General features: G+C 65.5%; 14 protein-coding genes and 4 pseudogenes. 13 read left to right on the forward strand and 5 right to left on the reverse strand.

Features of this window, described 5'->3' with window-relative positions:
• Positions 1–46 precede the first annotated feature (46 nt).
• The 7 genes and pseudogenes from M5C96_RS00190 to M5C96_RS00220 all read left to right on the forward strand — a co-directional run.
• Positions 47–166: pseudogene (locus M5C96_RS00190) on the forward strand (DUF6402 family protein); the annotation flags it as partial.
• Positions 166–588 (forward strand): hypothetical protein, encoded by a 423-nt coding sequence (locus M5C96_RS00195; RefSeq protein ID WP_272566436.1) that lies wholly within the window; start codon positions 166–168, stop codon positions 586–588. The pseudogene M5C96_RS00190 and the gene M5C96_RS00195, both read left to right, overlap by 1 nt.
• Entirely contained in the window at positions 585–989 is a 405-nt protein-coding gene (locus M5C96_RS00200) for a hypothetical protein (RefSeq protein WP_272566437.1), read from the forward strand. The genes M5C96_RS00195 and M5C96_RS00200 overlap by 4 nt, the downstream gene beginning before the upstream one ends.
• A gap of 19 nt (positions 990–1,008) precedes the next feature.
• Positions 1,009–1,305: a DUF6402 family protein gene (locus M5C96_RS26870; RefSeq protein ID WP_442867345.1), complete on the forward strand. Its 297-nt coding sequence runs from the start codon at positions 1,009–1,011 to the stop codon at positions 1,303–1,305.
• Positions 1,305–1,708 (forward strand): annotated as a pseudogene (locus M5C96_RS00210) (hypothetical protein). The gene M5C96_RS26870 and the pseudogene M5C96_RS00210 overlap by 1 nt, the downstream one beginning before the upstream one ends.
• 20 nt (positions 1,709–1,728) lie before the next feature.
• Positions 1,729–1,998, forward strand: a pseudogene (locus M5C96_RS00215) (hypothetical protein); the annotation flags it as partial.
• Positions 1,999–2,050: 52 nt separating this feature from the next.
• Complete coding sequence (locus tag M5C96_RS00220; protein ID WP_272569564.1) at positions 2,051–3,136, forward strand: IS5 family transposase; 1,086 nt, start codon at positions 2,051–2,053, stop codon at positions 3,134–3,136.
• A 131-nt stretch (positions 3,137–3,267) separates the two neighbouring features.
• Here M5C96_RS00220 and M5C96_RS00225 read toward each other — a convergent pair.
• Positions 3,268–4,206: pseudogene (locus M5C96_RS00225) on the reverse strand (ABC transporter substrate-binding protein); the annotation flags it as partial.
• Between the two features lie 244 nt (positions 4,207–4,450).
• Between M5C96_RS00225 and M5C96_RS00230 the strand changes: the two are divergent.
• The 4 genes from M5C96_RS00230 to M5C96_RS00245 all read left to right on the forward strand — a co-directional run bounded on the left by M5C96_RS00230 (position 4,451) and on the right by M5C96_RS00245 (position 7,079).
• A complete protein-coding gene (locus M5C96_RS00230; RefSeq protein ID WP_272566438.1) occupies positions 4,451–5,260 on the forward strand; it encodes a FadR/GntR family transcriptional regulator in 810 nt (269 codons plus the stop codon).
• Between the two features lie 214 nt (positions 5,261–5,474).
• A complete protein-coding gene (locus M5C96_RS00235; protein WP_272566439.1) occupies positions 5,475–6,056 on the forward strand; it encodes a hypothetical protein in 582 nt (193 codons plus the stop codon).
• Positions 6,047–6,511, forward strand: coding sequence for a hypothetical protein (locus M5C96_RS00240; protein WP_272566441.1), 465 nt, complete (start codon positions 6,047–6,049; stop codon positions 6,509–6,511). The genes M5C96_RS00235 and M5C96_RS00240 overlap by 10 nt, the downstream gene beginning before the upstream one ends.
• Before the next feature lie 100 nt (positions 6,512–6,611).
• Complete coding sequence (locus M5C96_RS00245) at positions 6,612–7,079, forward strand: OmpA family protein (RefSeq protein WP_272566442.1); 468 nt, start codon at positions 6,612–6,614, stop codon at positions 7,077–7,079.
• A gap of 100 nt (positions 7,080–7,179) precedes the next feature.
• Here M5C96_RS00245 and M5C96_RS00250 read toward each other — a convergent pair whose 3' ends face one another.
• Complete coding sequence (locus M5C96_RS00250) at positions 7,180–8,706, reverse strand: CoA-acylating methylmalonate-semialdehyde dehydrogenase (protein WP_272566443.1); 1,527 nt, start codon at positions 8,704–8,706, stop codon at positions 7,180–7,182.
• 90 nt (positions 8,707–8,796) lie between these two features.
• Positions 8,797–10,158, reverse strand: a complete 1,362-nt coding sequence (locus M5C96_RS00255; protein ID WP_272566444.1) for an aspartate aminotransferase family protein — start codon at positions 10,156–10,158, stop codon at positions 8,797–8,799.
• A gap of 174 nt (positions 10,159–10,332) precedes the next feature.
• On the opposite strand from M5C96_RS00255, the gene M5C96_RS00260 reads away from it, so the two are divergent.
• On the forward strand, positions 10,333–11,355 hold the full coding sequence (locus M5C96_RS00260; RefSeq protein ID WP_442867346.1) for a LysR family transcriptional regulator: 1,023 nt from the start codon (positions 10,333–10,335) through the stop codon (positions 11,353–11,355).
• A gap of 124 nt (positions 11,356–11,479) precedes the next feature.
• Positions 11,480–12,013 carry a hypothetical protein gene (locus M5C96_RS00265; protein WP_272566445.1) on the forward strand — a complete coding sequence of 178 codons (534 nt, stop codon included), beginning with the start codon at positions 11,480–11,482 and terminating at the stop codon, positions 12,011–12,013.
• Positions 12,014–12,120: 107 nt separating this feature from the next.
• On the opposite strand, the gene M5C96_RS00270 is transcribed toward M5C96_RS00265, so the two are convergent.
• Together M5C96_RS00270 and M5C96_RS00275 are read right to left on the reverse strand one after the other, a co-directional pair.
• Entirely contained in the window at positions 12,121–13,095 is a 975-nt protein-coding gene (locus tag M5C96_RS00270) for a Bug family tripartite tricarboxylate transporter substrate binding protein (RefSeq protein ID WP_272566446.1), read from the reverse strand.
• 74 nt (positions 13,096–13,169) lie between these two features.
• On the reverse strand, positions 13,170–13,880 hold the full coding sequence (locus tag M5C96_RS00275; RefSeq protein ID WP_272569863.1) for a ribonuclease activity regulator RraA: 711 nt from the start codon (positions 13,878–13,880) through the stop codon (positions 13,170–13,172).
• Between the last annotated feature and the right edge of the window lie 14 nt (positions 13,881–13,894).

Raw genomic sequence — 13,894 nt, forward strand, 5'->3', positions numbered from 1 at the left:
CCAGAAACACATCATAGAAGTTCATGCGAATCTCTGGTGCACACCACTAGTGCAGAACACGGACTTTCGTCGCAGGCGTGCGTTACACGGCAGGGGTGGCGATTTCATCGTCCTTTCGAACGTGCACCGTGTGCAGCTTCCTTTTCCGATTCACATGGAGTGGTGATGCCCTTGAAAGATTTGAAAAAAGTGCCATGCATCGCGTGGTGTCTGGCCATCAACGCATTGCTCTTCGTAGGGTGGCATGTCTATGCCCCGACTTTTTTGTACAGCGACAACAGCCCGCACATGACCTACCGCGTGGATGTTTACAACGCCTCGATTCTTCAGAGAATCATTCACTACGACTTCGGAATGCCTGCGATCGTGCGGCTGTACAGGGTGGAGCCCAGGGCGCTACTGGCCGAAAGCCATGTCGTTGATATGAGCGCAGGAAATGGCAGTATCAGTTGGCATACCGCTCCTCCGCTCGATTTCAATGAGGTGTATGCGGGCCATGGCGTGCTGTTCGAAAACATACCCTCTGAATGCCCCACCCAGGCACCGCCGCCGAGCTGTCTGAACCGGCCAGAAACGAAATCACGATGAAGCACTTCGCCTGGAACAAGATCCCTTGCATCGTCTGGTGCCTGGCGTTGAACGCTGCGCTGTTTCTGGCGTGGTACTTGTCTACGCCGGCGCTCTACAACCGCTACAACAGTCCTCTGCATACCTATCGACTGGAAATCTACGATGCATCCTGGTGGCAGCGTGTGCAGCACCTGGATTCAAAGAAGCCTTCTGTAGTCCGTCTCTACCATTCCGATTCTCAGGCGTTGTTGGGGACCAGCCCGGTGGTCGACCTTTGGCGCAACGATGCCATCGTCTGGAGCGTTAACTCGCCGGGAGACGACAACCATGTGCGTGTGGGGAAGGACGTGCGGTTCGACAAACTTCGGTCCGAGTGCGCGCCGCCGTCTCCCCTACGCATCTGCGAGCAACAGCAATAAGCCATGCGCCGCAGCGGTGATGAATTCATTGGATGTTGGCCCCACTCCAAGAACCCCGTGCTCACCGGATACGTCGCCCCACCGAGATTCCCCAGGCAACACCCAACCTCTCCATATTTGCTACCAGCGCGCCATCGTCGCGGCCTGCCCGCGATGGGCACATGAGAGCGAGACCAAAGCGCGTAGTCACACTTACCTTGTGCAGAACGAAGACTTTCGCAAATGTCGCGCAAAGCATGGGCGTGGTGGCGACTTCATCGTCCTATCCGACGTGCACCGTGTGCATCTTCCTTTTCCGATCAAGCTGGAATGGTGATGAAACTGTCAGATCTTCGTAAAGTGCCTTGTATCGTTTGGTGTCTTGTACTAAATGCAATTATTTTTTGGTCTGGTACGCAGCGACCCCCACTTTCTTCGACAGTGAGAACAGTCCTCACCGCGTTTACCGCCTTGAGTTCTACAAGGCATCAATCGTTCAGCGTGTCATCCATTACGACTACAAGATGCCTTATGTGGTGCGTCTTTACCGGGTCAATTCCAGGACATTGCTCGGTGAAAGCAAAGTGGTCGATCTCTGGATGAATGGCGAGACCAGTTGGCACTTGGATGCACCGGTAGCCACTAACAAAGTTTACGTAGGGCGGGATGTGTTCTTCAACAACATTCCTTCCGAATGCACGGACCCTACTTTGCCACCAGATTGCCCTGCCAAGAAGTGAAGCAGATCAATGCCGGACTCATGATTTTCTCTTGTAGAGATGGTGAAAAACCTGTTTTCAATAGAGGCTCGTGCTTCGTCCGGTGCTTGGCGGTGACGGCCCTCTTTGTCATGGCTTGGTACGCCATGACGCCCACATTTTTCGATAGCGAAAACAGCCCGCATCGCGTTTACCGCCTGGAGTTCCATAAAGCATCCCCCTTGCAAAGAATCGCCCATCTCGATTTCAAAATGCCCTATATCGTGCGCTTGTACAAGATCGAGCCCAAGACGCTGCTGGGAACCTCTCAAAACCCATCCGGTCCCTTGTTGATCGAGAATGCGTGCTCCATCCTTTGCCATGATCACTCCCCGTAGCGCCCTGAAGTTCGACCTGTTCGCTGAGGCCTCGCGCCAACACAAGAGAGATGAGGTGGGCGATCCGCTGCAGGTGATCGCGCGGCACATCGACTTCGCAGAACTGGCCCGGCTGGTGGATGCCTTGATCGAACGCGGGGGTGGCCGCCGGGGCGGTCGGCCCGCCTACCCCACCGAGGTGATGGTGCGCATCCTGGTGTTGAAGCGGCTGTACAACCTGTCCGATGAGCAGATGGAGTATCAGTTGCTGGACCGGGGGAGCTACCAGCGGTTTTGCCTGTTGCAGGATGCGATGAACGTGCCGGACCGCAACACGATCTGGCGCTTTGGCGAGCGCCTTGGCGTGGGCGGGGCAACGGCCTTGTTCCAGGGGGTGGATGCCCAACTGCAGCGCCACGGCTACATCGCCCGGGGCGGGCAGGCCATTGATGCCACGCTGGTGCCCGCGCCCCGACAGCACATCGGCCAGCAGGAGCGGCGAACGCTGGCACAAGGCGGGCAGCCGGACTGGAGCCAAGCGCGACGCAGGCAAAAGGATGTGGAGGCCACGCACACGAAGAAGCACGGCAAAAGCCACTTCGGCTACAAGCTCAGCGTGAGCGTGGACCTCAAGCACGGCTTCATCCGCCGCCTCGCCACGGGCACGGCCAGCGAGCACGACGGGCACCACTTCGATGAGGTGCTGGACATGCACAACACCGGGCGGGCAGTGCATGCGGACAAAGCCTACCCGAGCCGCCAAAGGTGCCAGATGCTGAAAGTGCTGGGATTCGTGGATGCGATGCAGCGCCGTGCGCAGGCGGGCCGACCACAGAGCGAATGCCAGAAGGGGCGCAACCAGCGCATCGCAAAGAAACGAGCCAAGGTGGAGCACGTGTTCGCCGGTATCCGCCACCTGGGGGGCAAGTTCGTGCGCACCATCGGACAGGCGCGCGCCACGGTGGGGATGACGATGATGGCCGCCTGCTACAACATGAAGCGACTGGCCTGGTTCCTGCATCGGGGCGTGGATGCTTTCTTCAAGCCCGCCACTGGCAAGGCACAAGTGCGCCTGCAAACGGTGAAAGCCTGAGCCACCGGGCCTGCAAGGCCCCTCATGCACCCAGGCGCAGACCGTTGCTGGGCCTCATCACGCTCAAACGGCTACTGGCGCCCACTCCTCCCTATTCGGATTCGTCAAACATGGGGTTGTGAGAGGCTCCCGTACGAGCCCGCCAGGCTGTAGTTGGGGTTGGACTTGAACTTGTCGTTGCTGCGCTTGACCAGTTCCAGGTTCAGCGGGGCATCGGCGGTGTGCCAGTACTGCGCGCCGAAATACACGCCGTCGCACAGGTCCGCGCCCAGCGACTCGAACTGCTCCAACCCCGAGGCCCAGGCGATCAGGATGGTCATGTTCTTGTGCATGCCGAAGCTCACCGCCTGGCGCAGCGCATCCGACGACTGCGAGCCGAAGTTCAGCAGCAGCAGCACGTCGGGCTTGGCGGCCATGGCGTTGGTCAGGTAGCCGCTGAACTCCTTCTCGGCCAGCGAGTGGTAGCTGTTGCCCACGTGCTCCAGGCCCTTTTCCTTGAAGACGTTCTTGGCGGCCGACAGCAGGCCGTCGCCGAACACGTACTGCGGCGTGATGGTGTACCAGCGCTTGGCTTTGGGCAGCGCTTCGGCCAGCGGGCGCACCGTCTGCTCGATGGCGCCGAAGGTCGGCACCGACCAGCGGAACGTGGCGCTGTTGCAGTCCTTGCCGGTGATCTCGTCGGCCCCGGCCGTGGTGATGAAGATGCCGCCCGCCTTCTCGGCCTCCTTGCCCATGGCCAGCGATTCGGACGACAGGATGCCGCCCGCGAAAAAGCGCGTGCCCTGCTGCTGCGACGACTCCTGCACCTTGCGCACGGCCGTGGCGGGCTTGCCCTCGGTGTCCAGCACCGTGTAGGCCAGGGGGCGCTTGAGGGCCGAGCCGTACTGCTCGATGGCCAGCTTCATGCCCAGATCGGCGAACTTTCCGTTGGCGGCGAAGGCGCCCGACATGGGCACCGGGCAGCCGAACTGGATGGCGCCGGCGGACTGCGCCCAGGCGCTGCGCGCCAGGCCCAGCGATGCGGGCAGCGCGCCCAGTGCGGAGAGTTGCAAGAGTTGACGACGGTGCATGAAGGGGCTCCTGTGGGGGGTTGGGTCGGCCGGCCTGCAGGCCAGGGCACGGCTTTTTGCAAAGCACGCGGCGTGCCACGTGTTTTTCCTATTTATAGTGATAAATAGAACAAATCGCGTGCACGTAAACCCTGCCCGACCCGCCGCTGCACGGCCCTGGTGCATACACTGCACCACGGAAGCGACAGCCGGGTGCCAGGCACCGCGCTGCGCCTTGCCCCGTCTTCAACCCAGCAACGCACCCATGGCCACGAAACCGCCCGCCGGCAAGCCGATCAAGCCCCTGAAGCGCCCCGACCTGGTGGCGCAGGAGATCAAGCGGCTCATCACCGCAAAGAACCTGAGCCCGGGCGACCGCCTGCCGCGCGAGAGCGAGCTGCAGGCGCAGTTCGAAGTGAGCAAGGGCACCATCCGCGAGGCGCTCAAGTCGCTGGAGGTGCAGGGCCTGGTGACCATCTCCACCGGCCCCTCGGGCGGCGGCACCATCGCCGAGGTGTCGCTGGACCGCACGCTGCAGTTCCTGCAGAACTACCTGTTCTTCCAGGACGTGACGATCGACAACATCTACGCCGTGCGCCAGTTCCTGGAGCCCGAACTGGCCGCCGGCGCCGTGCCGCACCTGACCGAGGCCGATTTCGAGGCGCTGGAGCACAGCATCGCCTGCTGCGACCCCAACTCCAGCAGCGAGGACCTGCTGAGCCAGCGCCGCGAGGACGTCAACTTCCACGACATCCTGGCCGCAGCCAACCCCAATCCGTTCCTGCGCTTCACCTGCGAGCTGATCAACGAGATGCTGCGCCAGCTCATCGTGTACAGCAACCGCACCCCGAAGTCGGAGCACCGGCGCTTCGGCGAGGCCAACGCCAACTTCCACCGCGAGATCGTGCAGGCGGCGCGCGCCCGGGACGCAGAGAAAGTGCGCGAACTCATGGCCCGGCACATGCTGGATGCGGCCAGCAGCGTCAAGCGCATGAAAGGCCGCATCCAGGGGCGCCTGATCCTGGACGCCGACACGCTGCGCAGCCCCCGCTCGGCCCACGTCCGCAGCCGCTGACCGAGACGCCGGACTCCCCAAATCCTCAAAAGTTGGTGTTGGGGCGTGTTATTTTTGAATCAATTGGTATCTTCGTGAACCTTTGACATCGATTTCGCGGCTTCCGCGGCGACACTTCGCGCCTGCGGGCCCCCAATGGCCGGGAAAGCGCGACCGGGCGGGCGCGGCCGGCTCGGGCACCCGATACATTCCATTTCCATTCTTTGATGCACCCATGAACGCAGTTCTTCCGTGGGCCGGCTGGCTGGCGGCCGCCATGCTGTCCGCCGCGGTCCACGCCGGGGCGAAACCCCCCATGGCGCTCGATCCCGCCCAGTGCCAGCCCCCCGACGCGGACCTGTCGCTGCCGGCGGCCTGGGAGCCCTACCGCGACGCGGTGCGCGCATGCCCGCTGGTGCAGGGCGGCGCCGCCGGGAATGCGCCGGCCAAGGCCGCCAAGGTGCGCCTGCTGACCGTGTTCACCGACGCCCACTACCGCGGCCTGCCGCCCGATGCGCCGTGGGAGCGCTTTCCGCTGCCCCTGCTGATGGACGACACCGGCCGCTGCGTCGGCAAATTGACCCACCTCTTTCCCGCGGACCCGCCCGAGGAACTGGACGTGGTCCCCGGCCGCTGGCGCGACGGCGTGCCGCACGAGATCCAGCTCCAGGTGCGCTCGCCCGCCGTGGGCGGCGACTACCACCTGCCCACCCTGCGGTGGGATGCCAAGAACCGCGTGTACCGGCCGGCAGCCTCCGGGCCTGCTTCCGCCAAACCCCCGACGCCCCCGGACCAGGACAAGACCCCATGCCCGTAGACGCCACTGCGGTCGCCAAGCTGAAGCAGGCCTGCGACCAGGCCGCCGACCTGCATCCCAATTCGTGCAGCCACGCCGTCTGGCACGTGATCAAGCAGTACCTGCCCGACCAGCCCTACATGAGCGCCAACGCGCTGATGGACCACCTGCAGGGGCAGCGCCACTGGCGCTCCGTGCCCGCCTCGCAGGTGGGCGACCTCGCGCGCGGCGGGGCGGTCATCGTCGGGGGCAAGAAGGAGTCGGGCCACGGCCACGTCATCGTGGTCTACCCTGGTCCCGACAAGGCCGCCGGCGGCTATGCCTACATCCGCGGCGGCAAGACCGAAACGCTGCGCACCCGCGGCAGCTACCCGCCCGCGATGTCCACCTCGATGGGCCCCTGGGAAGGCGCCCGCAGCAAGGGGACAAGACCATCTGGGACCCCTGGGCGAGCGACGCCAAGTTCGCCAGCGTGACCTTCTGGCAGCTGGTGCAGTAAGCCCTTCGCCGCCCGCCGCCCCGCACGGCCCTTCCCTCCCGATCCGTTTTTTTCATTCACAGCAACAGGTGATCTCCATGGCCTCTCACAGCAAACTTCTGGGTCTTCTTTTCAGCGCCGCGCTCCTGGGCGGCTGCGCCAACACGTCCAACACCGAAGCCAGCACGGCGGCTGCGGACGCATCGGCCCAGGCGGCCGCAGCGCCCGCCCCGGCGCCCGTCGCGCCCCCGCCAGCCCCCGAACCCGAGCCGCTTCGCATTCCCGAAGACGGCACCGTGGCCGAGTTCTCGGGCCTGGAGACCGAACTGCCGGCCGACACGCCCGCGCTGCTCGACATCCTGACCGCCGACAAGGCCGGCAACCAGCGCTGGGAGATCAAGGGCTACGCCGACCGCAAGACCGCCAAGAACGCCCGCGAGGTCGCCCTGGCCCGTGCCCTGGCCGTGCGCAAGGAACTGGTGTCGCGCGGCGTGCCGGCGAAGAACCTGCGCGTGATGTTCAGCACCGACCAGGCCCGCAACGCGGTGACCGTGCTGCCACGCTGATCGCGCGCGCATCCGTCGCCTGCACCGGGGTCATCGCCCGGGCAGGCCACCCGGCGGCCCGGGCGCCTTGCGCGCCCCGGGCCGCTGTGCTTTGTGGGGCTCAGCGGCTGCTCGGGAAGGCGAACACCGCGCCTTCGCGCACGCCGGCCGAGGGCCAGCGCTGCGTGATGGTCTTGCGCTTGGTGTAGAAGCGCACGGCGTCGGGGCCGTAGGCATGCAGGTCGCCGAACAGACTGCGCTTCCAGCCGCCGAACGAGTGGTAGGCCACCGGCACCGGCAGCGGCACGTTCACGCCCACCATGCCGACCTGGATGTGGTCGGTGAAATAGCGGGCCGCCTCGCCGTCGCGCGTGAAGATGCAGGTGCCGTTGCCGTACTCGTGGTCGTTGATGAGCTGCATGGCTTCCTGCAGCGTCTTCACGCGCACCACGCCCAGCACGGGGCCGAAGATCTCTTCCTGGTAGATCTTCATGCCGGGCTTCACATGGTCGAACAGGCAGGCGCCCAGGAAATAGCCCGCCTCATGGCCGGCCACCTGCATGCCGCGGCCATCGACCACCAGCGTCGCGCCTTCGGCCACACCGCTGTCCACATAGGCCTTCACCTTCTCGAAGTGCGCTTGCGTGACCAGCGGGCCCATGTCGTTGCCGCCGTTGTCGGTCTGGGTGCCGGGGCCGACCTTCATCTTCGCGATCTCGGTCTTCAGGCCGGCGATCACCGCGTCGCCCACGGCATCGCCCACCGCCACCAGCAGCGGGATCGCCATGCAGCGCTCGCCGCACGAGCCATACGCCGCGCCCATCAGGGCGCTCACGGCGTTGTCCACGTCGGCATCGGGCATGAGCACCGCATGGTTCTTGGCGCCGCCCAGGGCCTGCACGCGCTTGCCGTGCTTGCAGCCTTCCGAATAGATGTACTCGGCGATCGGCGTGGAGCCGACGAAGCTCACCGCCTTCACGCGCGGGTCGCGCAGCAGCGTGTCCACCGCCGTCTTGTCGCCGTTGACCACGTTCAGCACGCCGGGCGGCAGGCCGGCTTGCAGCGCCAGCTGGGCGATGAACAGCGTGCTGCTCGGGTCGCGCTCGGACGGTTTCAGCACGAAGGTGTTGCCGCAGGCGATGGCCATGGGCCACATCCACAGCGGCACCATGGCCGGAAAGTTGAACGGCGTGATGCCGGCGGTGACGCCCAGCGCCTGGAACTCGCTCCACGAGTCGATGTTCGGGCCTACGTTGCGGCTGTGCTCGCCCTTGAGCAGCTCGGGCGCGTAGCTGGCGTATTCCACGTTCTCGATGCCGCGCTGCAGCTCGCCGTGCGCATCGCTCAGCACCTTGCCGTGCTCGGCGGTGATGAGGGCGGCGATTTCATCGGCGTGCTCTTCCAGCAGCACCTTGAGCCTGGACATCACGCGGGCGCGCTTGAGCGGCGGCGTGTTGCGCCAGGCGGGGAAGGCCGCTTCGGCCGAAGCGATGGCCTGCTCCACCGTCGCCTGCGAGGCCAGCGCCACGCTGGTGGACGACTGGCCCGTGGCCGGGTTGAACACGGGCTGCGTGCGGACGGTGTCGGCCACGATCTGGCCGTCGATCAGGTGGCCGATGGTGGCGGTGACGTTCTGGTCTTGGTGCATGGGAATGGAGTTCAGGGTAAAAAGTGCCCCCAGTGCATATTCCACTAGGGCATACAGCTACAAAATAAATAGCAAACGCTGCAGCGGGGCTCAAGCCGTCTCGGCCAGCGCATCGCCCAGCGCGCTCACCAGCCGGTCGATCTCGGCACGCTCGCTGATGAACGGCGGCGCCAGCTGGATCGTGTCGCCGCCGTAGCGCACGTAAAAGCCCTTCTTCCAGCAGTTCATGGCGATCTCGTAGGGCCGGCGGGCCGGCTCGCCCGGCAGCGGCGCGATGGTGAAGCCCGCGGCCAAGCCGTAGTTGCGGATGTCCAGCACGTGCTGCGCACCCTGGAGGCTGTGCACCGCCTGCTCGAAGTACGGCGCCAGCGCCTTGGCGCGGCCGGGCATGTCTTCCTTTTGCAGGATGTCGAGCACCGCCAGGCCGGCGGCGCAGGCCACGGGGTGGGCCGAATAGGTGTAGCCGTGCGGGAATTCGAGCATGTACTCGGGCCCGCCCTGCGCCATGAAGGTGTCGTAGATCTCCTTGGAGGCCACCACGCCGCCCAGCGGCTGCGCGCCGTTGGTCACCTGCTTGGCGAAGTTGAGGATGTCGGGCGTCACGCCGAAGGCCTCCGCCCCCGTCCACGCGCCGCAGCGGCCGAAGCCGGTGATGACCTCGTCGAAGATCAGCAGGATATTGTTCTGCGTGCAGATCTCGCGGATGCGCTCCAGGTAGCCCTTGGGCGGAATCACCACGCCGGCCGAGCCCGAGAACGGCTCCACGATCACCGCCGCGATGTTGGAGGCGTCGTGCAGCGCGATCACGTCCAGCAGCTTGTCGGCCAGCGCCTGGCCGCCGTCCTCGGCCATGCCACGCACGAACGAGCCCATTGCCGGCTGCGTGTGCGGCAGGTGGTCCGCCTCCACGCCCTGGCCGAAGGTCTTGCGGTTGCCCACCATGCCGCCCACCGAGATGCCGCCGAAGTTCACCCCGTGGTAGCCCTTCTCGCGGCCGATCAGGCGCGTCTTGCCGGCCTGGCCCTTGGCACGCCAGTAGGCGCGCGCCATCTTGAGCGAGGTGTCGGCCGACTCCGAGCCAGATCCGGTGAAGAACACGTAGTCCAGCCCCGCGGGCGTGAGTTCCTTGATCTTGTTGGCCAGCGCGAACGACGCCGGGTGGCCGAACTGGAAGGCCGGCGAATAGTCGAGCGTGGCCGCCGCCTTGCCGATCGCCTCGGCAACGTCCTTGCGGCCATGGCCCAGCCCCGCGCACCACAGGCCCGAGAGGCCGTCGAAGATCTTGCGGCCTTCGGAGTCGGTGTAGTAGGCGCCCTGGCCCGAGACGATCATGCGCGGCGCGGCCTTGAACTGCCGGTTGGCGGTGAAGGGCATCCAATGCGCGTCCAGCCAGGCCGCGTCCATGCGCGGCGCGGTGGCTTCGGGAGCGGAGTCGAGGACGGTGAAGCTCATGGTCGGTCCAATCACAAAGAAAACAAAAGGGGCGCAAGGCGCTGCCGCACAGGCCGCAGGCGGCCCTGCCAGCGGGCGGGTGGCCCCATTGTTCCGGCGGTCGATAATCCCTCCAATGGACAAATATCAATGTTTACTTGACGATTCATGCAAGTAAAGCCCGCCCCGCTCGCCATGCCCGACGACGCCCCGCCCCCCGCTTCACCCACGCTGCCGACCCCAGCGCCCCAGGCGGCGCGCGAACGCGCCGTGCTCGGCCAGTTGAGCGACATGGACCTGCGCCTGCTGCAGGTCTTCAAGAGCGTGGTCGATTGCGGCGGCATGGCCGCGGCCGAACTGGAACTGAACATCGGCACCAGCACGGTGAGCCGCCACGTGAAGGACCTGGAAACCCGCTTGGGCATGACCCTGTGCCGGCGTGGCCGGGCGGGCTTCGCGCTCACCCCGGAAGGCCAGCGCGTGTACGACGAAACCCTGCGCCTATTGGCCGCCGTGCAGGGCTTTCGCGACAGCGTGGACGGCATCCACTCGCGCATGGGCGGGCAACTGGCCGTCGCCGTCTTCGACAAGACCGCGAGCAACCCGGCCGCGCGCATCGGCGAGGCCATCGCCGCCTTCACCGCCCAGGCGCCGGACGTGCACCTACAGATGCACGTGGGCTCGATCAACGCCATCGAGCGCGGCGTGATCGACGGCACCTATCAAGTGGGCATCATTCCCGCCCACCGCGCATCACAGAGCCTGCTGTACACCGACCTGTTCGGCGAGACCATGCTGCTCTACTGCGGCACGGGCCACCCGCTGTTCTGGGCGGACCACTCGGCACTCGACTGGGACGCCGTGCGCGCGCACCCTTTCGCCGGCTTGGGGTACCACTCACCCAACATGGAACTGAGCCACCAGGCCCGTCTCACGCGCGCGGCTACGGGGTTCGACCAAGAATCCATCGCCACGCTGGTGCTCTCGGGCCGCTACCTGGGCTTTCTGCCCGACCACTACGCCGAAGCCTTCGAGCGCCGGGGCCGCCTGCAGGCCGTGCGGCCCGAGGCGCTGCGCTACGACTGCCAGTTCGTGAGCCTGCTGCGAAGGTCGCCCGAGCCACCGAGGGCGGCGCAGGCGTTTCAGCGGTGTCTGGTGGGGGCGCATGCTTGCGGCGGGAGTGCTGGCCCACAAGGCTCCGCGGACCATGGGGATTGAAGCCAAGCGTTTTTTTACTCCCCTGCTCAATGCACCACAATGCCCTCGTTCCAGGAGGCGGCCTTTCACCTGAGGACGGCCACACCGTTAACCAAAACAAAACGCACCCGGGAGGAGCGAAAAGATGGAAAAACAGGACGAACTGCTCATCGCCAGTTACTACGCACTCACTTGGTGGGCCGAAACACTCAACCAGCGGCACTTCGAATCCCCGGCGTTCGACGCCATGCCTTTTCGCGATACGTTCGTCAAATCCAGGCTGCAGTCCGGCGAAGGCCCCATTGCTTTGCTGATGCCAAGCTTGTATGTCGCCCTCGTGCTGCCCCGGGAAACCATATTCGATCAATACGCATCGGACTTTGAGGCAATCGATCGGCAGCTTGGTCGATTCGCCCGCAATGTACAGACCACTTATAAAAAGGAGCAGGAAGGGAACATCGCATTCACCCGGCACATCCGGAATGCGGTTTCACACGCTCGCACGGAGTGGATGGGCGATGGCGCGCGTTTTCATGACGAGAACTCCAAAACCAGCGAGGCGTTCAGCGCGGAAATCGGTATCCAGGGCCTGAACTGGCTCATGTCGGCACTGCAGCAGATCGTGCTCAAGCGGGTTCGCGACATCCAGATCCGGCAGGCTTCGGACAACAACGCCTGACATTGCAGACTGGGCCCCGGCCCCAGACCACCGCGAAAGCGGCATGAAGCCACGCATGGCCGTCGTGGGGACAGGCCATGCTGTTGCAAAGCGGGCACCAGAAAAACTCAATCCGCCGAAGCCCCCGACTTCTTCACCAGTTCCGCCCAGCGCGGAATCTCCTTGGCCATGTGCGCCGCCAGCGCTTCCGGCGTGCTGCCCACGATGTCCATGCCCAGCTGCGTGTGCAGCTTGTCCACCACGTCCGGCTGCTTGAGGGCCTTGACGATCTCGGCGTTCAGCCGCTGCACCACGGCCTTGGGCGTGCCCTTGGGGGCGTACACGGCCTGCCAGGACGACATCTCGAAGCCGGCCACGCCCGATTCGATCATGGTGGGCAGCTCGGGCGCGAGGGCGATGCGCTGGCCGGTGGTCACGGCCAGCAGCTTCACGCGGCCGGCTTTGGCCAGGGGCAGGGCGGCGGTCATCTGGTCGAACATGAATGACACCTGGCCGGCCGCCACGTCGGTGAGGGCGGGCGGCGTGCCCTTGTACGGCACGTGGGTGAGCTTCACGCCGATCAGGTCGCCGAACATCTCGCCCGCCAGGTGGGTGGAGGTGCCGGCGCCCGACGACGCGAACATGCGCTTGGACGGGTCTTTCTTGAGCAGCTCGATCAGTTCCTTCACCGAGTTCACGCCCAGCGCGGGGTTGACGATGAGCACGTTGGGCAGCGTGGCCACCAGGGCCACGGGTTCGAAGTCCTTGACCGGGTGGTACGACAGGTTCTTGTACAGGCTGGCGTTGATGGCGTGGGTGCTGATGGTGCCGCCCAGGAGGGTGTAGCCGTCCGGCGTCGCCTTGGCGACGTACGAGGCGCCGATGCCGCCGGCCTGGCCGGGCTTGTTGTCCACCACCACCGATTGCCTGAGCGCCTCGCCCAGCTTGTTGGCGAGCACGCGGCCGATGATGTCGGTGGAGCCGCCGGGCGTGAACGGCACGACGTAGGTGATGGGCTTGGCGGTGGGCCATTCCTGGGCGCCCGCAAGGAAGGGTGCCAGGGCCAGGGTGGCCAGCAGGGCGGTGTGTCGGATGAATCGCATTGGGGTTTGTCTCCTGGTGTCGTTGTGGTGCTGCGATGCGGAAAGAAAACGCGGGAGTGCGTGGAAGGTGCGTGTCAGCGCCCTTTCGCGGTGCGCCATGCAGCGAAGTCGCCGTGCACGGACGGGTCGGTGGGCGGGTACAGGCCGATGATCGAGCGGCCCTCCAGCACCTTCTCGGTCACGAAGTCCTCGAAGGCGGTCATCTCGGTGGCTTCGGCGGCGATTTCGTCGGCCAGGTGCGCGGGAATGACGATGACGCCCTCGCCATCGCCCACCAGCACGTCGCCGGGGAACACGGCCACGTCGCCGCAGGCGATGGGCCCGTTGATGTCGATGGCCTGGTGCAGCGTGAGGTTGGTGGGCGCCGAGGGGCGCTGGTGGTAGGCCGGCATGTCGAGCGCGGCGATCTCGGGCGTGTCGCGAAAGCCGCCGTCGGTGACCAGCCCGGCCACGCCGCGCTTCATGAGGCGCGCGGCGAGGATGGAGCCGGCCGAGGCGGCGCGTGCATCCTTGCGGCTGTCGATGACCAGCACGGCGCCGGGCGGACAGTCTTCCACGGCCTTGCGCTGCGGGTGGTCGGGGTTCTTGAACACGTCGATGGTGTTCAGGTCTTCGCGCGCCGGGATGTAGCGCAGCGTGAAGGCCTCGCCCACCATGTTGGCGCGGCCGGTGCGCAGGGGGTGCACGTTCTGCAGGAACTGGTTGCGCAGCCCCTTCTTGAAAAGGGCGGTGCACAGCGTGGCGGTGCTGACGCGCGCGAGGCGGTCGCGGGTGGCGGGGTTCAAGGGCAAGGCATGTC

It is taken from the genome of Acidovorax sp. GBBC 1281 (assembly GCF_028473645.1).
Lineage (GTDB): Bacteria > Pseudomonadota > Gammaproteobacteria > Burkholderiales > Burkholderiaceae_C > Paracidovorax.